19 protein-coding genes and 1 tRNA gene are annotated in these 23,745 nt (G+C 30.3%); 10 read left to right on the top strand and 10 right to left on the bottom strand.

Annotation, left to right across the window (positions count from 1 at the left end; genetic code table 11):
- Positions 1-100 precede the first annotated feature (100 nt).
- Positions 101-1,051, top strand: coding sequence for a lipid A deacylase LpxR family protein (locus tag OD91_RS12600; protein ID WP_144896732.1), 951 nt, complete (start codon positions 101-103; stop codon positions 1,049-1,051).
- Here the strand turns inward: OD91_RS12600 and OD91_RS12595 are convergent.
- Positions 1,048-2,475, bottom strand: a complete 1,428-nt coding sequence (locus OD91_RS12595) for an ATP-dependent RecD-like DNA helicase (RefSeq protein WP_144896731.1) — start codon at positions 2,473-2,475, stop codon at positions 1,048-1,050. The genes OD91_RS12600 and OD91_RS12595 overlap by 4 nt on opposite strands.
- A 104-nt stretch (positions 2,476-2,579) precedes the next feature.
- Here OD91_RS12595 and OD91_RS12590 point away from each other — a divergent pair, with 104 nt between their 5' ends.
- Genes OD91_RS12590 through OD91_RS12580 form a run of 3 tightly spaced genes read left to right on the top strand, consistent with a single transcriptional unit; the run spans position 2,580 to position 4,652 of the window.
- Positions 2,580-3,314 (top strand): hypothetical protein, encoded by a 735-nt coding sequence (locus tag OD91_RS12590; RefSeq protein WP_144896730.1) that lies wholly within the window; start codon positions 2,580-2,582, stop codon positions 3,312-3,314.
- Positions 3,295-4,107 (top strand): DUF3822 family protein, encoded by an 813-nt coding sequence (locus tag OD91_RS12585; protein ID WP_255513257.1) that lies wholly within the window; start codon positions 3,295-3,297, stop codon positions 4,105-4,107. Before OD91_RS12590 ends, OD91_RS12585 begins: the two co-directional genes overlap by 20 nt.
- Positions 4,107-4,652 carry an RsmD family RNA methyltransferase gene (locus OD91_RS12580; RefSeq protein ID WP_144896729.1) on the top strand — a complete coding sequence of 182 codons (546 nt, stop codon included), beginning with the start codon at positions 4,107-4,109 and terminating at the stop codon, positions 4,650-4,652. Before OD91_RS12585 ends, OD91_RS12580 begins: the two co-directional genes overlap by 1 nt.
- On the opposite strand, the gene OD91_RS12575 is transcribed toward OD91_RS12580, so the two are convergent.
- From OD91_RS12575 to OD91_RS12555, 5 genes are read right to left on the bottom strand one after another with little or no spacing between them, the layout of a single operon-like run.
- Positions 4,649-5,602, bottom strand: a complete 954-nt coding sequence (locus OD91_RS12575) for a MoxR family ATPase (protein WP_144896728.1) — start codon at positions 5,600-5,602, stop codon at positions 4,649-4,651. The genes OD91_RS12580 and OD91_RS12575 overlap by 4 nt on opposite strands.
- Positions 5,602-6,978 (bottom strand): peptidylprolyl isomerase, encoded by a 1,377-nt coding sequence (locus OD91_RS12570; protein WP_144896727.1) that lies wholly within the window; start codon positions 6,976-6,978, stop codon positions 5,602-5,604. Before OD91_RS12570 ends, OD91_RS12575 begins: the two co-directional genes overlap by 1 nt.
- Positions 6,944-7,789 carry a hypothetical protein gene (locus tag OD91_RS12565; protein WP_144896726.1) on the bottom strand — a complete coding sequence of 282 codons (846 nt, stop codon included), beginning with the start codon at positions 7,787-7,789 and terminating at the stop codon, positions 6,944-6,946. The genes OD91_RS12570 and OD91_RS12565 overlap by 35 nt, the downstream gene beginning before the upstream one ends.
- A 10-nt stretch (positions 7,790-7,799) precedes the next feature.
- A complete protein-coding gene (locus tag OD91_RS12560) occupies positions 7,800-9,416 on the bottom strand; it encodes a peptidylprolyl isomerase (RefSeq protein ID WP_144896725.1) in 1,617 nt (538 codons plus the stop codon).
- 12 nt (positions 9,417-9,428) lie between these two features.
- Positions 9,429-9,710 carry a DUF493 family protein gene (locus OD91_RS12555; protein WP_144896724.1) on the bottom strand — a complete coding sequence of 94 codons (282 nt, stop codon included), beginning with the start codon at positions 9,708-9,710 and terminating at the stop codon, positions 9,429-9,431.
- 96 nt (positions 9,711-9,806) lie between these two features.
- Between OD91_RS12555 and OD91_RS12550 the strand changes: the two genes are divergently transcribed.
- From OD91_RS12550 to OD91_RS12530, 5 genes are all read left to right on the top strand, one after another.
- On the top strand, positions 9,807-10,343 hold the full coding sequence (locus OD91_RS12550) for an AAA family ATPase (protein ID WP_144896723.1): 537 nt from the start codon (positions 9,807-9,809) through the stop codon (positions 10,341-10,343).
- Entirely contained in the window at positions 10,343-12,220 is a 1,878-nt protein-coding gene (locus OD91_RS12545; protein ID WP_144896722.1) for an ATP-dependent DNA helicase RecQ, read from the top strand. The genes OD91_RS12550 and OD91_RS12545 overlap by 1 nt, the downstream gene beginning before the upstream one ends.
- The gene (gene fmt, locus OD91_RS12540) at positions 12,217-13,161 is read left to right on the top strand and encodes a methionyl-tRNA formyltransferase (RefSeq protein ID WP_186434455.1); all 945 of its coding nucleotides are present in this window, start codon (positions 12,217-12,219) and stop codon (positions 13,159-13,161) included. Before OD91_RS12545 ends, fmt begins: the two co-directional genes overlap by 4 nt.
- Before the next feature lie 188 nt (positions 13,162-13,349).
- On the top strand, positions 13,350-13,622 hold the full coding sequence (locus OD91_RS12535) for an HU family DNA-binding protein (RefSeq protein ID WP_144896721.1): 273 nt from the start codon (positions 13,350-13,352) through the stop codon (positions 13,620-13,622).
- Between the two features lie 97 nt (positions 13,623-13,719).
- Positions 13,720-14,271 carry a YqgE/AlgH family protein gene (locus OD91_RS12530; protein ID WP_144896720.1) on the top strand — a complete coding sequence of 184 codons (552 nt, stop codon included), beginning with the start codon at positions 13,720-13,722 and terminating at the stop codon, positions 14,269-14,271.
- Here the strand turns inward: OD91_RS12530 and OD91_RS12525 are convergent.
- Positions 14,264-15,094, bottom strand: coding sequence for an aminotransferase class IV (locus OD91_RS12525; RefSeq protein ID WP_144896719.1), 831 nt, complete (start codon positions 15,092-15,094; stop codon positions 14,264-14,266). The genes OD91_RS12530 and OD91_RS12525 overlap by 8 nt on opposite strands.
- A 98-nt stretch (positions 15,095-15,192) precedes the next feature.
- Entirely contained in the window at positions 15,193-15,576 is a 384-nt protein-coding gene (locus tag OD91_RS12520) for an START-like domain-containing protein (RefSeq protein ID WP_144896718.1), read from the bottom strand.
- 111 nt (positions 15,577-15,687) lie between these two features.
- Here OD91_RS12520 and OD91_RS12515 point away from each other — a divergent pair.
- Positions 15,688-15,761, top strand: a tRNA-Met gene (locus OD91_RS12515).
- 58 nt (positions 15,762-15,819) lie between these two features.
- Here the strand turns inward: OD91_RS12515 and OD91_RS12510 are convergent.
- Together OD91_RS12510 and OD91_RS12505 are read right to left on the bottom strand one after the other, a co-directional pair.
- Entirely contained in the window at positions 15,820-22,494 is a 6,675-nt protein-coding gene (locus tag OD91_RS12510; RefSeq protein WP_144896717.1) for a Calx-beta domain-containing protein, read from the bottom strand.
- 128 nt (positions 22,495-22,622) lie between these two features.
- Positions 22,623-23,675, bottom strand: a complete 1,053-nt coding sequence (locus OD91_RS12505; RefSeq protein ID WP_144896716.1) for an AraC family transcriptional regulator — start codon at positions 23,673-23,675, stop codon at positions 22,623-22,625.
- Positions 23,676-23,745: the final 70 nt, after the last annotated feature.

Here is a 23,745-nt window from a genome sequence, read left to right as displayed (position 1 = left end):
AAACATGTTTGGTATAAAACGGAGCTAAAAATAAGCACTTTTTTTAATTAAACTGATAAAAAGAAATTATTTTAAAACTACAACTACTATATTTGCCCCAATGAAAGAAATTAGTTGCTGTCTCTTTTTATTGCTATCGATTTCAGTTTTATCACAAGAAAAATTTGCTAAAGAATTTAGTTTTGTAAATGATAATGACCTGTATGTATCTATTTCTAAAGATAGATATTACACCAATGGTATGTTTTTAACCTACCGACATCTTACAAAAAACAACAATGAAAAGTTAGCGAAAAAAATCTACGAATGGCAAGTTGGCCAATATATGTATACGCCTTTTAAGGCAGTAATTACAAGTGTTAAATTACACGACAGACCTTTTGCTGCTTATTTATATGGTAGTTTTGGCATCAATAGAATTTATAAAAACAACTCTACTTTAAAAACAAGTCTACAAATTGGTGTAATTGGCCCTGCAGCTTACGGTGAAGAATTACAAGGTTTTATTCATGATATCTATAATTTTTCCCCAGCAGTTGGTTGGAAATATCAGATAAAAAATGCCTTTGGCATCAATCTAAACGCTAGTTACAATAAGTTTTTAATTTCCACAGACGACTCTTATTTTGATATACATTGGATAAACGATATAAAAGTCGGGACAGTATTTACAAACTTATCAACTGGATTTTATACCAGAATTGGTTTTAAGCCTTTACAGAGCATTATTAATTCTATAGGATTTAATACAAGTTTAAATAACGATACTACAAATCAAAATAGAGTATTAGAATCGTTTTTATATTTTAAACCTATCATTCGGTATTCTCATTATGATGCAACCATACAAGGAAGTTTTCTAAACAAAAATAGTGATGTAACAAAAGAGTTATATCCTATAGTTTTTGATTTAGAATTAGGAGTTAAATTTACCGTAAATCGATTTAATTTTGGATATGTATTTAATTACAACACCAATAAAAGTAAAGATTTAAGGATTACTAGCGGACATAGTTACGGATCAATAATACTTAGTTATTTAATCCGTTAAGATTCAAAATAATCATCTTTAAAACCTATCAAATATAATTTTTCTTGAGCTCTTGTAACTGCGGTATAAAGCCATCGTAAATATTCTGTACTTATTCCTTCTGGTAAATAAGGTTGTTCTACAAAAATAGTTTTCCATTGTCCTCCTTGAGATTTATGACAAGTCATTGCATAAGAAAACTTAATCTGTAAAGCATTAAAATATTTATTCTTTTTAATCGCCATAAATTGCTTGTACTTCGATTTTTCATGTGCAAAATCTTCTTTTACAGCTTCGTATAATTTATTGGATTCTTCATAAGTAAGTGAAGGACTTTCACTCGTTAAAGTATCGAGTAATAAAACGGTTTCAAAAGGATGCATGTCTGGATAATCAATCATTCTAAGCTCTACTTCAGCAAATTTAAATCCGTATAATTCTTTAATCGAATTAATCCGTAGCACTTCACAAATATCGCCATTGGCAATAAATCCAGCTGTAGAAGAATCTTTTAGCCAATAATAATTATTCTTTACAACCATGACATAATCTCCCGAAGAAATTTCATTTTCTTGCCCTCTAATTCTTACTCGAATTTGCTCATTGTATTGATTGGCTCTTTTATTTGAACGTACAATAATTGCAGTATCTTCTACCCCAATTTCATTATCATAAGCAGAGGTTATTGCATCTTCTATATCATATCCATCCTCTAATCTAATAATATCTGGAAAATTAATATTAAACTGAAATTGTGTTGAATCATTCTGTACATGCAATCTTAAATGTGTTGCATTTACAAGAATTCCAGAATTCTCATGTTGACGCATAACCTCATCTAATTCAATTTCTTGAACTGTCTTGTTATAATCTATCCTTAACCTATCTACTTCTAATGCTGGACTAACATTCAATTTTACAGGTGGTAATTGTGCCGTATCTCCAATAAAAATAATTTTACAATTTTTCCCAGAATACACATATGAAATTAAATCGTCTAATAAAGATCCTTTTTCAAACAACTTTCCATTTTGCGGTTTATCCGGAATCATAGAAGCTTCATCAACAATAAAAATAGTATTTGTATGTTTATTGGGTTGTAAAACAAAAGCTACATTTCCGTTACTTTGTTTTTTTGGAAAGTATATTTTTTTATGAATTGTAAAAGCTTGCTTTTTAGAATACACAGAAATTACTTTTGCAGCTCTACCAGTTGGCGCTAACAATACCGCCTTTTTACCTGCACGCCACAAGTTATTAACTACTGTACTAATTATTGTAGTTTTACCTGTACCAGCATATCCCTTAAGTAAAAACAATGATTGATTATCTTCTTTAAAAATAAATTCTGACAAAAGATGTAGTAATTCATGTTGTTTTACTGTTGGGTTATGAGGAAAATTTTTATTGATTTCCTTATAAAAATCGTTTGGTATTTTTATCATAAAAATTCTAAAGTACCAAAGATACATTGATTTATAAATAAAAGTTTTTATCATTAAAAAAAAATTGTAGATTTGCGAGAAGCATATTAAAAACATACATAAAAATGGGATTATTAATTTGGATTATAGGAGCTGTTCTAGTTGCAGTTTTATTAGCATATGTAGTAGTAAAATATTTACCTCTTAAATTAAGATGGATAGCATCTTTATTATTACTGTTATTATCAATATTTTTAGTTTTTAAAATTTATAATGGCGTTATGGGACCCATTGAATTTAATAAAGACAAAAAAGTAAAGTTCGCTAAGGTTATTAATAGCCTAAAAATTATTAGAGACGCTCAATTAGCTCACTATGAAGTAAATGGAACTTACGCTAAAGATAAGAATGCATTAATTCAATTTATAGATACTGCTCAATTTGCTGTTACTGAAACAAAAAATGTTGTTGAAACTATCAATACTGGTGGTGGAATTACAAAAGAAGTAGAGAAAAAAGTAACAGATACTATTGGTTACAAACCAGTTGTAAAAGATTTTGATGGTAAAGATTACAAAAACATGTTTAAAGTACCTGGTGTAGCAGGTAAAGAATTCGACTTAACTGTTGGTATGGTTGAGAAAGTAGCAGGATTAAAAGTTCCTACTTTCGAAGCAAAAACAGATAAAGCATCAATATTAAAAGGAATGGATCCTTCATTAGTAAAACAAGAACTAGAAGCTATTGTAGCTGATGAGATTAAAGGAGAATTTGTTTCTGTAGGTTCTTTAGAAGAAGTTAGTACTGGTGGAAATTGGCCGCCTTCTTACGATAAAGCAAGTGCAAAAAAAGACGAATAGTATAGAAACTACTAATAAAAATATAGTATCCATCCAATTCAGTTTGGATGGATTTTCTTTTTGTGTTAAAAACAGCGCAACTAAAGAAACACTCCATTTTGAAAGTTTTTCTTTTGACAAAACAATAGCGACACCTAATATCTTATTAGATAAATTAGCTGCCACTTTTAAGGAAAACAACATTTTACAACAAGACTTTGCTACTATTACAGCAATTCATACCAACAACTTATTTTCGCTAGTACCTAATGAGTATTTTGATGAAAATAATCTAAAAGAATATTTACAACACAACATAAAAATACTTGCAAATGATTTGTTAGTTTTTGATGATTTGAAGGAAATAGAAGCTAAAAATGTTTATGTTCCGTATGTAAATATTAACAACTTTATATTTCAAAATTTTGGAACTTTTGAATTTAAACATCATTTATCAGTATTAATTGACAAGCTAATTTCAAATAATAAAAGCGAAGAAAAAGTGATGTATGTTAATGTTCATCCAAAAAATCTTGATATTGTTGTTATTGAAAACAATAAATTAATTCTTGCGAATTGCTTTTCTTTTGAAACTAAAGAAGATTTTATCTACTATATTTTATTTGTTGCAGAACAACTAAAATTAGACACAGATACTATTCAGCTTATACTTTTAGGTGATATTGATACAGAATCAGAAATTTATAATAGTACTTACGATTATATTAGAAAAGTTGATTTTATAGAAAACACGAATTCAATTTTCGACACAATACCTCATTCTAACCACAATAATTATATCCTTTTAAGTTAATGCGAATCATATCAGGAAAATATAAAGGAAGGCGCCTAAGTGCTCCAAAAAAACTCCCAGTACGTCCAACTACAGATATGTCTAAAGAGGCATTGTTTAACATCATAAACAACCACTACTATTTTGATTCGATTTCTGTAATAGATTTATTTTCTGGCACCGGAAATATAAGTTATGAATTTGCTTCAAGAGGTACAAAAGACATTTATGCTATTGACGCACATTTTGGATGTATAAAATATATTTCCGAAACTTCTAAGGAATTTGACTTTCCAATTAACACGTATAAAAATGATGTCTATAAATTCATAGAGAGAACACCATTAACTGCTGATATTATTTTTGCTGACCCACCTTATGATTTTGAAGAAAGTCAGTTTATTAAAATAGCTGATGTAGTTTTTGAAAGAAATATTTTAAATGAAGAAGGTGTTTTAATTATTGAACACTCTAAACATACAGATTTAAGTAATCACCCAAAACACAGTTACGATAAACGTTATGGAAGTAATGTTTTTAGTTTCTTTGAGAAAGAAGAAGCTTAAAGTAAAGTATTAATAATATCAGCAACAGAAATACCTTCAGCTTCAGCTTTGTAGTTTTTTACAATTCTATGTGATAAAATTGGAATAGCAACTGCTTTCACATCTTCTATATCTGGGGAAAATTTCCCTCTAACTGCTGCATGAGCCTTAGCTCCTAAAATTAAATTTTGTGATGCTCTTGGTCCTGCTCCCCAATCTAAATACTGTTTCACAAAGTCGGTAGCTTCTGTAGATTTTGGTCTTGTTTTACCAACCAAAGAAACAGCGTATTCTATAACATTATCAGCTACAGGGATTTTTCTTATTAATTTTTGAATTTCAATAATTTCTTCAGCAGAAAACAACGAAATAATTTCTTGAGAATTTATTGATGTTGTATTTTTTACTACTTGTACTTCTTCAGCAAAAGAAGGGTAGTCTAAATTAATAGAAAACATAAATCTATCTAACTGCGCTTCTGGTAAAGGGTACGTACCTTCTTGTTCAATAGGATTCTGAGTTGCCAATACAAAAAATGGTAAGTCTAATTTATAATGTTTTCCAGCTATTGTTACAGAACGCTCTTGCATAGCCTCTAATAAAGCTGCTTGCGTTTTTGGTGGCGTTCTATTAATTTCATCCGCTAAAATAATATTAGTGAAAATAGGCCCTTTAATAAAAGAAAACTGACGTTTTTCATCTAGTATCTCACTACCTAAAATATCTGAAGGCATTAAATCTGGTGTAAACTGAATACGTTTAAAATCTAAACCTAAAGCATCAGAAACGGTATTAACCAATAAAGTTTTAGCTAAACCTGGTACACCAACTAACAAAGAGTGACCGCCACAAAATATAGATAGTAAAACAAAGTTTACCGCCTCTTCTTGACCTACTATTATTTTACTAATTTCAGTTTTTAATTGGGAGTATTTTTCTACTAAATTATTTACTGCTGCTACGTCTGACATTAATTAATTTCCTTTTTCCAGTTTCTTTCAAACGTACATTTTTTATGGTTGTTATTTAATTTAATATACGTGTCATTAATTTTTTCGTTAGACCATTTTCTAATAGTCTCTTGTTTTTTCTTTTGTAAAGCTAATTGCTGAATCTTCACATAATCATCTACTAAATCTGCAGTATGTGTATTGGTTCTATCTTTCATATACAAAAACTTATACATCTTCTCTCCTTCTCTAGTTTCATCATAAAAAACATCAGAAATTTCTGTTTTTTGTAAATTATTTACACGTGCATACAAAGCTGGATCCATTCTGGTTAAATCAAAAGTAGTTTCACCTGTACTTTGGTTAATAATAACTCCACCATTAAATTTTGTTGCTTTATCTTCAGAATATTTTTTTACTGCTTCTTCAAAAGTAATTTCACCGTCTTTAATTTCTTGCTTAATTTTTTCAACTTTTGCTTCTGTTTCTTTTAATTTATCTTCAGGAATTTGAGGTTGTAATAAAATATGAGATACTTCTCTGATATTCCCTTTAACAGTATGCAATTGCATAATATGATATCCGAATTGAGTTTTAAATGGTTCTGATACTTCATTTACTTCCAATGAGAAAGCCATGTCTTTAAAAGTGGCATCTAATCCGCTTTCTTTGGTTACAGGGTATCTTCCTCCATTTTGAGTAACTCCCGGATCTTCAGAATTAATGATAGCCTTCATTTTTATACTAGAACCACCTTCAATATCTTTCTTTATTTGGTTTAGTTTTTTAATTATACGCTCACTTTCATTTGCTTCTGGATTTGCATAAACTACAATCTGAGCCATCGAGATTTCAGCTGGAAATTCTGGTAAGTTATTTTCTTTTTTTAATCCATTATAATAAATCCTAACTTCTTCTGGAGTTACATCAATTGTTTCAGTAATTTTTGCCTGTTCTCTCCCAATTAACATTTTTTCTTTTTCAATATTATATAGCTCCTTTTTTAAATCATCTACATCATTAAAGTTATAAGCATTTACCATTTTTTCTTCACTTCCATATTGTTGTATAAAATATCTAATATTTCTATCAACACCGGCATTAATTTCTGCATCAGAAACAGTAACACTATCAACAATAGCATGATGAGCTAATAATTTTTGTAACATTAATTGCTCTAACATTTCACAATCAGAGATTGTAATTTTACCTTCATTATTTTGCTCAACCTCTTGCTTAAACTTCTCTATGTCAGAATCTAGCACAATATTTTTACCAATAACAACGGCTAAACCATCTATCTTAGTTTTTTGTGCTGATATATTTTGAACTACTACTAATGAAAATACTAAAGTGAAAAGTTTAATAAATTGTAAAGTCTTTATTCTGTACTGCATCTTTTAAAATTATTTTTTCTATCTCTCTAATTAACTCTAATTTACGTTGATGTAAAACCATTTGTTTAATACTAGGTTTAATATAGCTTAAAGGAGCAATACTATTCCGTTTTAAAACATCTTTTACAGCCACCAAATATAACCCTAATGAATCTTCTTTTTGAGTGAATTTTGATTTTTTTAACAGGATTTCCTTCTTAAAAGGGATTTTTAACAAAACATTATCTAATGATATCCAAGTAGAATCGTTAAATCGATACTTTTTAAAGCTTAACACTTGATTTTCTAATTGTTCTCTATCAAGAATATCATCTGATTTAAATTGCTCTATAATTGCTTCTTTATCAAAAATATCATTCCCCATGGTTAGATATTTTATTTTAATAAGCTCTTCATTTAATCTAAAATTTTGGCTGTTTTTTTTATAAAACTTAAAGACTTCATCTTCAGAAACTATTGTATCTAGCTGTTGTTTTATAAGACGTTCTTTATAATTGTTGATTAATAAACTTTCTCGATAATCTTTTACCAATTTATTAATTTGTTCAACATTTTCTTGAGTAGAGTTATCATCTGCTTTTTTAAGCATGATATTCTTTAATGCCCAAGTATCTATTAAGCTTTTAAGTAAGATTACACTATCTTTTTTATCAATTTTTTTAGGAAAAAAACCTACAATATCTTTTTTATAAAGCAGTACATCATTTACTTCTGCTAAAGGCTTTTCTTCTAAATTTTTTTTCTTTTGAAAATCAAAAATATTACATGAAGTAATTAATAGAAGGAATAATATTATGCTTATTTTTTTCATTAAAAATTGACTACGATTTCTTTCTCTTCTCGTAGAATTTAACTAGTTTTTTTAGTTGTTTCTTATTGATATCTATTGTGCTATTCTGACGTAAACTTTCTATCCAACTTTTTTCTAAATGTTCTTGATAATTATTTATGACTTCACCTTTATTATCTTCTAAAGTTTTGTCTTTAAACAATTCTTTATTAGCTTCAAAATGTTTTTGTAATCCAATGGTATCCTTAGAAGATTTATCCCACACTTTTTGTTGCATTAATTCAAATAATAATAAACCATCTTCATATTCTTTTAATGTTTGCGCGTATTCTGGTTCAGTATTTATTAAATTTTCTTTATAATATTTTAAAACTTCAGCATCTATAAACATATCAAGCAACTCATCTAAAGACTTATGTCTCCTACTTTTAATAAAAGAAACAAAAGCTTCTTCCTTAATTTGCTTACCATTAATAGTTACTATATTATTTTGAAGAGAATCGCTTGGTGTAGCTCTTAAACCTTCTTTTTTTAATAAATTTTTTGACGAATCTTCAATTTTAATTGTATACTTCTTCTTTAATTTATTTAAAACCGCTTCATCAGATAATTTCATTCTGCCACTAGATTTTATTTTAGTAGTAATCTCACCTTTAGATTCTTCAAAACTTCCAACAGGATACTTTTTTATTAATTTAATAATATGCCAACCATATTTAGATTTTACAGGTTTAGAAAAATCATTTTCATTTTTTAATGCATAGGCTGCATCTTCAAATTGTTTTATCATTCTACCAGTACCAAATTTTTGAAGCCTCCCACCTTTAGCTTTAGACCCTTGATCTTCAGAGTACTTACCCACCAACTCTTCAAAAGATTCTTTGTTCTCTAACTTTTGATATATAGAATCAATTTTAATTTTTCCTTTATCAGATAAATCTCTTAAATAAATATGTGCTACTTCTAATTCTCCTACTGATATTCTCGTATCCACAACTTTTACAATATGATACCCATAACTAGTTCTAAAAGGTTTAGAAACTTCACCTAACTTTGTATTAAATGCTGCATCTTCAAAAGGATACACCATTTTAAAAGCAGAAAAATACCCTAAATCTCCTTTATTTGTTTTTACAGAACCATCTTCTGAATATTCAACTGCAACTTCATCAAAATTATCGCCATTAACAATTTTATTTCTAGCTTCAATAATTTTATTATAATATGTTAATGTATCAGCTTCATCCTCTTTCATCTTTATTAAGATATGACTCGCTTTAATTTCATTTTTTGTTCTAAAATAAGCTTCCTTAATAAGTTTCTCTGTAAATTCTTTGTCTTGTAAGTAAGGAGCTGACAACTCATTTCTATACGTTTCCATTTCTCTAACATACGATTTTAACGTATCCAGTTTTAATGCATAAGCCTCTTTAACTTTAAGCTTGTAATTTATATATAAATCAAGATTATTTTCAACATCTTTAGCATCATCGCTTTCGATTACATCTAGATTTTTTTCATAAACTTTTCTAAAGTCTCCAACAGTAATATTGTCTCCATCAATAGTTACTAATGTTTTTTTATCGTTTTGAGAACATGCAACTAGCGTGATTGATAATACAATACTTAATAAAATACTTTTTTTCATTTTGTCAATTAATTATAGTGAAATTATACCTTTAATTTTTTCAGCTTTTTTGTAGTAAGAAATTACTTCTTTAGAATTACTAATCTTTAATACGATAGAAAGACTAATATATTTTCCTGTTTTAGATTTTTTTGTTTTAATAATTGCCCCAACGTCATCAAATAAGTTTTTAACTTCTTCTTCCTGATTTTCATCTGAAGGCACTATAAACTTAAACATATAATCTGCAGGAAAACTAGTAGTATCGTCTAATTGTGCTTTTAATTTTGTGTAAAAAGCTTCGCTATCTTTCATAAATAATAATAATTATTCGAATATATTTTACAAATAATAAGCCACAAAATTACACTATTTATTATTTTTAGCAATTCATAATGCTATTTTTACTCAATGCAACAAAAAATTGTGCTTATTGGCGGGCCAGGAACTGGAAAATCAACTGTCTTAAACGAATTAAAATTAAGAGGTTTTTTCTGTATGGAAGAAATTTCTAGAGAAGTTACGCTAAAAGCACAAAAAGAAGGCATCGATCAATTATTTTTATCACAACCCTTGTTATTTAGTGAACTACTATTAAAAGGTAGAGAACAACAGTTTCTCACTGCTGATAGTCAAAAAGAAAACATTGTTTTTTTTGATAGAGGTTTACCAGATGTTTATGCTTATTTAGAATATCTTACTACCGATTTCCCAAGTTTTTTTAAAGAAAAATGTTTGCAATATAAATACACACATGTTTTTCTATTTAAGCCTTGGCAAGAAATATACACTTCAGATAACGAACGTTATGAAACATTTGAAGAATCAGTTATAATTGATTCATTTTTGCAAAAAGCATATAAAGAGAATGGCTATAAAATTATAAATGTGCCTTTTGGTTCTTTAGAGAATAGAGTCGATTTTATTATAAACTCGCTTTCACTTTAATGAATACACCCATAAAGATATTAGAGCAATTTTGGGGACATACTTCTTTTAGAAATCCACAAGAAGAAATAATAAATAGTGTTTTAGAAAAAAAAGATACCATTGCGCTTCTACCTACTGGCGGAGGAAAATCTATTTGTTTTCAAATACCAAGTTTAGTTTTAGATGGAATCTGTATTGTTATTTCTCCACTATTAGCCTTAATTCAAGATCAAGTAGCATCTCTACAAGAAAAAGGAATTAAAGCTACTACAATAGTTTCTGGAAGCAATCAAGATGAAATTATTACACTTTTTGACAATTTAAAATTTGGAAATTATAAATTCTTGTACCTCTCTCCTGAGCGACTACAATCTAAATTTATTCAAGACAAGATTAAAGAACTTCCTGTAAACATCATTGCGATTGATGAAGCGCATTGCATTTCTGAATGGGGACATGATTTTAGACCTTCTTACAGAAATATTGAAATTCTTAAAGAAATTCATCCTGATGCAACAACAATTTGTTTAACAGCTTCTGCAACAAAAAAAGTTCTTCTTGATATTGAAAAAAATCTTACACTTGAAAAACCTGTAATTTTTAAAAAGTCTTTTAATAGAGAAAATTTAGCGTATCAAGTTTTTAAGGTTGAAGATAAATTAGGTAGATTGTTGCAAATCCTTACTAAAACTAAAACGTCTAGTATTATATATGTGAATTCTAGAAAGAAATCTGAAGAGATTAGTCGCTATATAAATAGTAATAATTTTAAAAGCACCTTTTATCATGGTGGATTATCTTCTATTCAAAAAAAAGAAGCATTTACAAATTGGAGGAACAATGATGTAAATATCATTGTTTCTACCAATGCTTTTGGAATGGGAATTGATAAATCTGATGTTGGTGTTGTTATTCATTTTGATTTACCAAATAGCATAGAAAATTATTTACAAGAAGCTGGAAGAGCTGGCAGGAATGGCAAAAAATCTTTTGCGGTTACTTTACAAAATGAACATGATATTTTGTTACTACAAAATCAAACAAAAAATGCAATTCCAACTATAAAGGAAATAAAAGAAGTTTTTAATAAACTATTTCAACACTTTCAAATTTCGTTGGGAGAAATCATAGAAAGACCACTAGAATTCAACTTTTTATCATTTTGTAAAAAGTATAATTTTACAACTTCAAAAACGGCAACTATCATCACTATTTTAAGAAATAATGGTATTATTTCTATCACAAATAATTTTAATAAAAAATCTGTTGTAAAAATCATTGCAAGTAATTCTGAAGTATTAAAAATCACCAACAAAAAAAACATAATCAATTTACTTTTAAGAACTTACGGAGGATTGTTTGAGCAATATGTTAAGATAGATGAATTTTATCTAGCTAAGAAAAATAACACTTCAAGTAGTATCATAATTAATCAATTACAACAATTAAACGATCAAGGTTTCTTAGTTTATAATAAAGCAACTAACAATTCTGAGATCACATTTTTACTTCCTAGAGAAGATGATAAAACTATTAATAGGATTTCTAAAGAGATTGAACAATTCTTACTTCAGAAAAAACAAAAAACAGCAGATTTTATAAATTTTATTCGAACAGACACTATTTGTAGAAGCGTTCAAATTTTACATTATTTTGATGAAAAAAACACTTTAAATTGCGAAATTTGTGATGTTTGTTTAAGCAATAAAAAATCAACACATAAAAATATTTCAAGTCAAATTATTAAACTTTTAAAAGAAAAAAACAACTTATCTTCTTCAGAAATATGTTCTCATTTGCATATTAATGAGCAAGAGATTTTAATACATTTGCGCACATTATTGTCAGAAGAAGAAATCAATATTAATCAACAAAATAAGTATCAAATAGTATGAAAGATTTACGAATTGTTTTTATGGGAACACCAGATTTTGCCGTAACTATTTTAAAACATTTGGTAGAAAATAACTATACTATTGTAGGGGTAATTACGGCAACAGATAAACCAGCTGGTAGAGGAAGAAAAATACATCAATCTGCTGTAAAAAAATATGCATTATCTCAAGATTTACCAATATTACAACCTAAGAACTTAAAAAGTAAAGAATTTGTTGCTGATTTAGAAAACCTAAAAGCAAACTTACAAATAGTGGTCGCTTTTAGAATGTTACCTAAAACAGTATGGCAAATGCCTGAATATGGTACATTTAACTTACACGCTTCTTTATTACCAGAATACCGTGGAGCAGCACCAATACATTGGGCAATTATAAATGGAGAAACAAAAACAGGAGTCACTACTTTCTTTATTGATGATAAAATTGATACTGGCGAAATCATTTTACAAGAAGAAATTGACATTGAAAGTGATGAAACTGTAGGTGGTTTACATGATAAACTAATGCATTTAGGCGCTAATTTAGTTTCTAAAACAGTTGATTTAATTTCTAAAGGAAAAGTAATCACAGCTAAACAACCTGAAAAAGAAGAAAAATCGGCACCTAAACTATATCCTGATAATTGTAAGATTAATTGGAACGATTCTTTAGATAGTATCTACAATCATATAAGAGGATTAAATCCGTTTCCAACTGCTTGGACAACCATATATAATAAGGAAGAAGAAATTTCTGCAAAAATATATGGTATTAAAAAAATAAATGAAAAACATAAATATGATGCTGGTAAAATTATTGCTTCCAAAAAAGAATTGAAAATTGCAGTTAAAAATGGCTATATTTTAATTGAAGAGATTAAACTTTCTGGTAAGAAAAAAATGGACTCAAAAAGCCTTTTAAATGGTTTTTCATTCCATAAAGATGCTAAAATGTGCTAATGCCTTTATCCATAGGCACTACAGAATATTCCTTTTTCAGCCTACTTTATTAACATTTTGCATAGATTTATTAACAAAATAGCTATTTTTTATAGGTAAAACTTGCGTAAAGCCTTATTCCTGCTATATTTGTTAAGCTTTGTAAAGCAAAAAAAATATTTCAATTAATTTTTAAAATCTATTTTATTATGAACAAATCGGATTTAATCGATGCAATGGCTGCTGACGCAGGAATTTCTAAAAGTGCTGCTAAAGCTGCATTACAGTCTTTAACAGATAACGTTGCTGGATCATTAAAGAACGGAAACAGAGTTTCTTTAGTAGGTTTCGGAAGCTGGTCAGTATCTAAAAGAGCTGCTAGAAACGGAAGAAATCCTCAAACTGGAGCTACAATCAAAATTGCTGCAAAAAATGTTGCAAAGTTTAAAGCAGGTTCTGACTTAAGTAAAGCTGTAAACTAAGCCTTACTTTTAAAGTATATTAAAACTCTCTTTTTTAAGGGAGTTTTTTTATTGCCTAAAATTAACTATATTTAAAGAGAGAAAAACAGTTACAGCTTTGATAAAACCAGAAAAAGGAAGACTTCTAATTGCAGAACCATCAATACTAAATGATAGTTCTTTTAATAGATCCATTATTTTACTAACTGAGCATACTAATAAAAGTGCCGTTGGCTTTATTTTAAATAGACCCTTAAATTATACCATTAAAGACGTATTACCAGAAATTGATTGCGATTTCACAGTCTATCAAGGTGGCCCTGTAGAGCAAGACAATTTATACTTTATTCATAAAATTCCACATTTAATAACCAATAGTACAGAAGTAAAAAAAGGAATTTATTGGGGAGGTAACTTTGATGTTTTAAATGAACTACTTAACACCAAGCAAATAAAAAATACCGACATCAGGTTTTTCCTTGGTTATTCTGGTTGGAGCACAACTCAACTCAAGCAAGAATTAAATACAAATTCTTGGTTTGTTACAGAAAATGATTTTGACAATATCTTGTCGGAAGACAACGATACTATCTGGAAAAACAAACTCTTACAAAAAGGTGGCGAGTATAAAATTTGGGCAAACGCGCCAAGTGATATTCAACTTAACTAGAAAATTGTAAAACCTGTAGATTTTTTTGCAACTTCTCTCCTATTTCAGTTTTAAAACTTTTCTTTCTATAATGTGTTACAGGTTGGATACCAACTATTGCATTGGTGATAAAAACCTCATCTGCTTTCTGGATCTCAAATGGTGAAATTACAGTTTCCTCTACTGTATATTCTGGATGTTTTTCTAAGGTTTCAATAATTTTTTTCCTTACCACACCTTTTATACAACCTTCTGTTAAAGCTGGGGTTTTTATAATTGTGTCTTTAATAACAAAAATGTTCCCATTTGTAACCTCAACAACACCTTTTCTTTCGTTTAACAATACACAATTATCAAGATCATTTTCGTCTGCAAAAACACTTGCTACCGTATTTAAAATTCTATTGTTTGTTTTAATGGTAGATAATAAGCCAGAATAATTATAGAAGTCTTTAAATAAATCTAATCTATAGACACTTTTTGTTTGATAGGTATTTTCTTTTACTTCAATCAAATAATCAATATCATTCGTTTTTGGAGTATATAAACCACCATCTTTTCTAAAAACGGTTAATCGAACTCTAAAAGATGTAGAATTTTCTTGAATAGCAACAGTTTTTAAAATTTCTTGTTCTAAAAATTCTAAGGTAAATTCCATAGGAATTTTCATACGTAACATACGCATAGAAGCCATTAATCTAAAATAATGATCTTCAAAAAAAACTACTTTGTTGTTTTGAACTTTTATGGTTTCAAAAATGGAGTCGCCATATTTAAAAGCTCTGTTTTCGGATGTTACTTTAAAAGTATCTGGAGCTATTAATTCTCCATTAAAATTTAACATTATCTAATTTTTAGAACGCAACAAAACTACTACAAAATCCTTAAAAAAAGGCATAAAAAAACTCGACAAAATTGTCGAGTAATTAATTTTTAAATTGATTAAGCTCCTATAGTATGCTTCAATTCATCTATTTGGTTTTCCCATAGTCGTTTTGCTTCTTCCATTTCTTCTTCATCATCAGAAAAATCGGTTACCATTAAAGAAACATCTTTAGTTATTGGATCAACCTGAATTCTAAATTCAAAATAACTTTCGTCATCTTCACTCTCTAACCATTTAAACTGAATTCGCTCGTTAGATTTTTTAGTGACTATGGTTGCTTCTTCTTCAGAATCATCCCAAATAAATGTAATTATTTTTCCACGTGTATTTACTTTGTCGGCAAACCACTCTTGTAATCCGGATGCAGTAGCAAAATATTGGTATAACATTGCTGGGGAAGCATGAATAGGAAATTCTAATTCGTACTTTAATTTACTCATTTAGTGTTTGTTTGTGTTGCCAATATAGGTATTAATTCCTTTTTAAAAAAATCGATAATTTTTAGCTTGCAAAAAAATAAAAATGAGTTATATTTGCAGCCTCTTAATCAAGGCGAGGTAGCTCAGTTGGTTAGAGCGCAGGATTCATAACCCTGAGGTCACGGGTTCAAATCCCGTCTTCGCTACAAAAAAACCCAAGAAAAATTTCTTGGGTTTTTTAATTACAATTAAAATATTATTTATCTACTGTTTTACAAACCTAGAAACTCCTATTTTTCCATCTACAACATATTTTATTAAATACATACCAGGGTTTAAATCTGAAATATCTATTTTTTTACTCATACTTTTAATAATAAACCTTTTAATTTCCTTACCTAAAACATTATAAATAAAAACTTTTTGAATAGTTTCTCTTGCACTAATATTTATACTTGTAATAACTGGATTAGGATAAAGTTTTATTTTAGTATTAGTATGGTCTAACACACTAGTAGTGTTCTCTTCTACCATAATAGTAAACTCTTGTTTAGTTACGCCACCTTTATCATCATCTGCTGTTAAGACAAGAGTATGTGTACCTGCTTCATTGGGTGCAGTACCTTTTAAAATTGTAGCACCACCAGAAATTTTACGTATTCTTTCATTACGAGTATCTGCTACATATATAGTACCCGCTGCATCAATTGCTACTCCTCTAGGATCATTAAATTGAGCTGAAGTTCCATTACCATCTGCAAAACCTTTTGTAGAACCTGCTAAGGTAGTTACTTCTCCACTTGGGCTTATCTTTCGGATTCTTTGATTAAAAGTATCTGCAACATATAAAGTACCAACTGCATCAATTGCTACTCCTCTAGGAGAATAAAATTGAGCTGAAGCTCCATTACCATCTGCAAAACCAGATGTAGAACCTGCTAAGGTAGTTACTTCTCCACTTGGGCTTATCTTTCGGATTCTATGATTAAATTCATCTGCTACATATATAGTACCAGCTGCATTAACTGCTACTCCTAAAGGAAAATTAAATTGAGCTGAAGCTCCATTACCATCTGCAAAACCAGATGTAGAACCTGCTAAGGTAGTTACTTCTCCACTTGGGCTTATCTTTCGGATTCTATGATTGTTAGTATCTGCTACATATACAGTACCAGCTGCATCAACTGCTACTCCGTAAGGAGAATTAAATTGAGCTGAAGCTCCATTACCATCTGCAAAACCAGCTGTAGAACCTGCTAAGGTAGTTACTTCTCCACTTGGGCTTATCTTTCGGATTCTATGATTAAATTCATCTGCTACATATATAGTACCAGCTGCATCAATTGCTACTCCTCTAGGAAAATTAAATTGAGCTGAAGCTCCATTACCATCTGCAAAACCAGATGTAGAACCTGCTAAGGTAGTTACTTCTCCACTTGGGCTTATCTTTCGGATTCTATGATTGTTAGTATCTGCTACATATACAGTACCAGCTGCATCAACTACTACTCCTAAAGGATTATAAAATTTAGCTGTAGCACCATTACCTTCTGCAAAACCAAGTGAAGAACCTGCTAAGGTAGTTACTTCCCCTGCAACACTACTGCCTATAATTGTTAACCATTCTGGTTTTGTAGTTGCTGTTACCGTTACATCATCTCCGTCTAAATCTTCAGTAGTTATAGGGTAACTATAGGTTTCTCCTGGACTAACTTTTAATATAGGTGTAGATGTAAAGGCTGGTGGGGTGTTTACTTTAATAGTAAACTCTTGTTTAGTTACGCCACCATTATCATCATTTGCTGTTAAGATAATAGTATGTGTACCTATTTCATTGGGTGCTGTACCTGTTAAAACTGTACCTCCAGAAATTTTACGTATTCTATGATTATTAGTATCGGCTACATATATAGTACCCGCTGCATCAACTGCTACTCCTATAGGAAATCTAAATTGAGCTGAAGCTCCATTTGCATCTGCAAAACCTTGTGTAGAACCAGCTAAGGTAGTTACTTCTCCACTAGGGCTTATCTTTCGAATTCTATGATTCTCATTATCTGCTACATATATAGTACCAGCTGCATCAACTGCTACTCCATAAGGATATCTAAATTGAGCTGAAGTTCCATTAGCATCTGCAAAACCTCGTGTAGAACCTGCAAAAGTAGTTACTTCTCCACTAGGGCTTATCTTTCGAATTCTATGATTCTCAGTATCTGCTACATATATAGTACCAGCTGCATCAACTGCTACACTTCGAGGTAAATAAAATTGAGCTGAAGTTCCATTACCATCTGCAAAACCTTTTGTAGAACCAGCTAAGGTAGTTACTTCTCCACTAGGGCTTATCTTTCGAATTCTATAATTATTACGATCAGCTACATATACAGTACCAGCTGCATCAACTGCTACTCCGTAAGGAGAATAAAATTTAGCTGTAGCACCATTACCATCTGCAAAACCAAGTGAAGAACCTGCTAAGGTAGTTACTTCTCCACTAGGGCTTATCTTTCGGATTCTATGATTACCAGCATCTGCTACATAAATAGTACCAGCTGGATCAATTGCTACTTCTCTAGGAGTATCAAATTGAGCTGAAGTTCCAGTACCATCTGCAAATCCACGTGAAGAACCTGCCAAGGTTGTTACTTCTCCACTAGGGCTTATCTTTCGGATTCTATGATTACTAGTATCAGCTACATATATAGTACCAGCTGCATCAATTACTACTCCATTAGGACCACTAAATTTAGCTGAAGTTCCATTAGCATCTGCAAAATCACGCGTAGAACCTGCAAGAGTAGTAACATCACCTTTTATACCATTTCCAGATAAAGTTAACCAACTTGGTAAGGGTTGTGAGGTAACTTCTACAGCATCGCCATCTGCATCTTCTGTAGTTATTGGATAGGTATAGGTTTCTCCTGGACTAACTTTTAATATAGGTGTAGATGTAAAGGCTGGTGGGGTGTTTAAGGTTGTAAAAGTTTCTACTGCACTTTCTGTGGTTCCTTTTACATTTTTAGCAAAAACTTTAAAAGTATATGCTGTATGAGGGTCTAAATTATCTATTGTTTCTTCAAAAGGATTGCTAGTTGCATTAGAAGTTTTTCTTATAGGGTTAGAACTATCTGACGTTTTATAATAAATAAACCCTCTTTCTATTATTGGGCTTCCTCCATTAGAAATTATAATTCCTTTTAATTTTGCACTTGTTGTAATGATATCAGAAACATTACCTGCAAAAACAATTGGTATAGTAATATCATCTATACCATTTATAGTAATGGTTATTATTTGTTGAGTGCCATCTAAAGATTCAACAGTAATCTTATCTTCTTTTGTATCGCCAGTATTTAAAGCATCTATTGTTGTATTGGTATCATCTAAATTGTAAGACCAATTACCTTTAGCATCTATTGTAAATGTACCGTAAATTGCATTTACTTTTGGTGTTGTTTTAAAACTATCTTCTCCTGTATCTACATCAGTAATTGTTAATGCTTTATTTATCGTTAAACCTGAATCTTCTGTTACTAATCCAGTACTAACACCTCCTATTACTGCAGGAGAATTATCATCATTAGTAATAGTAACTGTAGCAGTATCTGTAATTACAACTCCTAAAGTTGTACCTGTTAAATTGTTTTGATTTATCGTGATAGTTTCATCTGGTTCTACTGTTGTATCTGCTGTTGGTGTAATTGTAAATGTTTGTGTTTCTCCAGCCGTTCCTGCAAAAGTTAACGTTTCGCTTGCTACTGCTGTATAATCGTTATCAACTATAGTTGCTGTTCCGTCTGCTGTATTTACATCAACAGAAAAACCACCTTGCACGGCATTGTCTAATGTTGCGGTTAGGGTGATGTTTCCATCATTTTCGTTTCCACTGACATCTGCTATTGTAATAGCTGCAGAATCGTTGTCTATTATTGTGTATGTAAACTCATTATTACCCGATAAATTTGCATTTACTGCATTAGACAATGTGATAATTACAGTTTCATCTTCTTCTAAAATTGCATCGTCAACAATATTACTAATGACAATGGCTTTATTATTTTCACCAGGATTGAATGTTATTGTTCCGTTTTCTAAAGTATAATCAGTTCCAGCACTTGCAGTACCAGTAACTGTATAATCTACGGTTATGGTTAGAAGGCTCACTTTAGAAATAGAAATATTAGCTATTGCCGAACTTGCTACTTCAGTTGCAGAACCAATTAATGAAAAAGTCATACCTGGTAGACTATCATCATTAGTAATAGTAACTGTAGCAGTATCTGTAATTACAACTCCTAAAGTTGTACCCGTTAAATTGTTTTGATTTATCGTGATAGTTTCATCTGGTTCTACTGTTGTATCTGCTGTTGGTGTAATTGTAAATGTTTGTGTTTCTCCGGCCGTTCCTGCAAAAGTTAACGTTTGACTTGTTACTGCTGTATAATCGTTATCAGCTATAGTTGCTGTTCCGTCTACAGAATTTACATCTACAGTAAATCCTCCTGGTACGGCTTTGTCTAAGGTTGCTGTTACAGTTATATTCCCATCATTTTCATTACCACTAACATCTGCAATAGTAACTGTTGCTGTATCATCATTGGTTATGGTAACTGTTGCTGTATCAAAAGCCTCTACATACGTACTTGATCCTGCAAAATTATTCATAGAAACTGTTAATGTTTCGTTAGGTTCTACTGTAGTATCTGCAGTTGGGGCAATAGTAAAAGTTTGTGTTTCCCCTGCTGTTCCTGCAAAAGTTAAGGTTTGACTTGTTACTGCCGTATAATCTGAATCTGCTATGGTTGCTGTGCCATCTGCTGTATTTACATCTACTGTAAAACCTCCTGTTACAGCACTATCTAAAGTTACGGTTACAGTGATATTTCCATCATCTTCATTTCCGCTAACATCTGCAATACTTAAAGCAATTACTTCTGCAACTGTAATCGTAAATGTTTGATTTGCTGATGTATCTACACCTCCATTTGCAGTTCCGCCATCATCAGAAATACTTACAGTTACTGTTGCCACACCAAATTGATTAGTTGCTGTAGTAAAAGTTAACTTACCAGTTGCATCAATGGCAGGTTGTACACTAAACAAACCGTTATTGTTGTTACTTACATTAAAAGAAAGTGTTTGTCCGTTTTCATCAGAAGTACCTTTACTTAAACTGGTTGCCCATCCGTTAAATGTATGCGCGCCTGAATTTTCGTTAACAGGATAGTCTATACCTTTGGTAAAACTTGGTACGTCATTTACTGAATTTACTGTAACAGCAATATTTAACGTATTAGAATTCGTAGTTCCATCGTTAGAAACAATTTGTACGCTACCAGCTCCATTAAAATTGGCTGTGGGTGAAAAAGTTGCAGCTATTAATGCCGTATTAATATTTGTAAGGCTACCAGCTGCGGTAAAATTTGCGCTTCCATTACCTCCACCACCAAAAGTAATTCCTGTAGTGCCTAAAGAAACTGTACCGTTTGTTGAAATAATAGTTACCGTTTGTGTATCACCTGCATTTGCATCTGATACTTGAATATCATCATTTAAATTTAAAGTAGTGTCTTCATTTACTGTATCTGTAGTGGTACCTGTAATTGTTGGAGCATTATTACTACTATCATCATTATTAATTGTAACTGTAGCAGTATCTGTAATGGTAACAGCTAAAGTTGTGGCCGCTAAATTATTCATAGACACTGTTAATGCCTCATCAGTTTCAACTGTTGTATCGGCTGTAGGTGTAATTGTAAATGTTTGTGTTTCTCCTGCGGTTCCTGCAAAAGTTAACGTTTGACTTGTTACTGCTGTATAATCACTTCCAGCTATGGTTGCAGTACCGTCTGCTGTATTTACATCTACTGTAAAACCACCTTGCACGGCATTGTCTAAAGTAGCCGTTACTGTGATATTCCCATCATTTTCATTACCACTTACATCTGCAATGGTTAGGGCTGCAGTATCATTATCGTTTATTGTATGTGTATGAATCGTATTAGTTCCTAAAGTTACATTTACAGGATTAGATAAGGTAACGACAACTGTTTCGTTAGTTTCAAAAATTGCATCATCTACAATTGAGAATGCAAAAGTGGTAGTACTTGTATCAAAAGCATCAAAAGTAGCCGTCCCATTTGCTAAATTATGATCTACACCTCCTCCAGTTGCAGTTCCAGATACTGAATAGTCTACAGTAACTGTTGAAACAAAAGGCACAGATAACTCTAAGGTTATGCCCAAACCATCTGTATTATTTTCAGTTCTAGAAGAACTTGTATTTGTAAATTGCACGGTTGGGGAGCCTCCTCCGCCTCCACCGCCACCGCCACCGGCACCAGCAACAGCTCCAAAAAGAAACACATCAAAAGTACCATGGTAATCTGTAGCAGCTATAATTCTTACTTCATCTACATCTCCAAAATCAGCATCTGGAAAATCGGAAGCAGGATGTTCTTTTCTAGCTACATTTCCTGTAGTTATAGCAGTAGCACCTGTACCAGTTGCTACACCGTTTTTATAACCTCGCACATTTAAAGTAGTTACAACGCCTGCAAATTCCCAAGATTCAAATCCGTTAAAATCGAATTCACTTCCATCGTTTGTTTTAATGGAGATTCCTCTCCAAGTAGCAGTTGCAGGATCATTTCCGATAGATATTCCTTCTTCTATTTTAGCTCCAAAACCAACATCAGTAACATTATAGATTAGATCAACTCCAGTAGTATTACCCGATGCGTCTATAGCAATAATATCTATTTGTACACCTGTGATCGCTGTTGACCCTCCTTCACCATCATTGGCTACAGTACCTAGATTGGTATTATCTGCTGTGTCATAATTTATAGTTTGAGCACTAGCGATTTGTGAAAATGAAAAATTTGAAAAAAATAAACATAGCAATAAAATACAGAGAGAAGTATTTCTGTTCATAAATAAAAATAGTATAGTTAATAATATGGTTTGGTAGGGGTAAATCTTTTTACAGATTCTATATCAAAGATAGCTAAAAAAATGAAAAAAAATTAATCTAAAAAGGCAGTAATATCCCAATAAGACATTTATTTGAAATGTGATGGAAGAACAGCATGATGATTTTTAAAAGCATTAGAAAATTTACTTACATTTTGGTAATTAAACTTAGCTGCTATATCTTTTACATATTCTCCTCTAAGTAAATATTTTAATGACAAGTCCATTTGTTTGGCTTGATAATATTTAAAAATTGAGGTATTATAGATAGATTTAAAATCATTTTTTAATTTGGTGGGAGAGACATTAAATTTTTCAGAAAGAAAATCAATACCTGGAAACTTATTATAAATGGTGCTCATTAAATAGTTCTCTATTTTATTTATTTTTAGCGTACTTTTTACACTTATTCTTTTAGGCTCAAAATTTTCTATATCATTTAAATTTTGAAAAAAATAATCTAAAAAATTGTAAATACATTTCTTTAGTTCTAATACATTAGTTTTAGAATTTTCTTTATAAGAATTAATAAAAGGTAATGTAATTTTGTTAAAAATTTCACTCTTAATAGTATAGTTTATGATGTTATTAGTTTCTTTTTCAAATAACTTTATAGTGCTTTGCTTTACATTTGGAGCGTTTAAAATATTTTTAGCTAACCAATCTTTATTAAAATAAATCAAAAACATTTTGCTAGAAGAACCTTTAAAATGACAATGCAAATAATCGCTTTTGGGTTTAATAAATGAAATAGTTTCATTTATTATCTTAACATTATTAGATTCAAAATGATTTAATTTAAAGTTATTTTCTATAAATCCAAAGGTTAAACAATAATAATCGGACGGTAAAAATTTATCGTAAATAGGTGTAAAAGATACGTTATTTTTATAGGTAATAGTAGAATGTAACAACCATAAACCCTCTTCTAATTCTGCATAATAACTTTCTCCAAAAACAAATGGATTTACAACATTTATTTTTTGTTCTTCAGCATTATGTTTTACAAAAGGCATTTTTATAAAGCTTTTCATAATAACTTCTGGAGAATTCGACAAAAAAGAAAGATTAAAAAAACCTTCTTTATACGTGAAGAAATACTGTTTAGAAAGATGATACCAGTTTGCAATTCTATCTAACATTAACTAAAAATTTTAATAATCCAAAATATAAAAAAAAATAAAATTCAAATAATATATTTACATAAATTAT

It is taken from the genome of Lutibacter sp. Hel_I_33_5, assembly GCF_007827455.1.
Taxonomy (GTDB): Bacteria; Bacteroidota; Bacteroidia; order Flavobacteriales; family Flavobacteriaceae; genus Polaribacter.
Note: the sequence above shows the minus strand (reverse complement) of the source record. Positions and strands in the feature narration are given on the sequence as shown.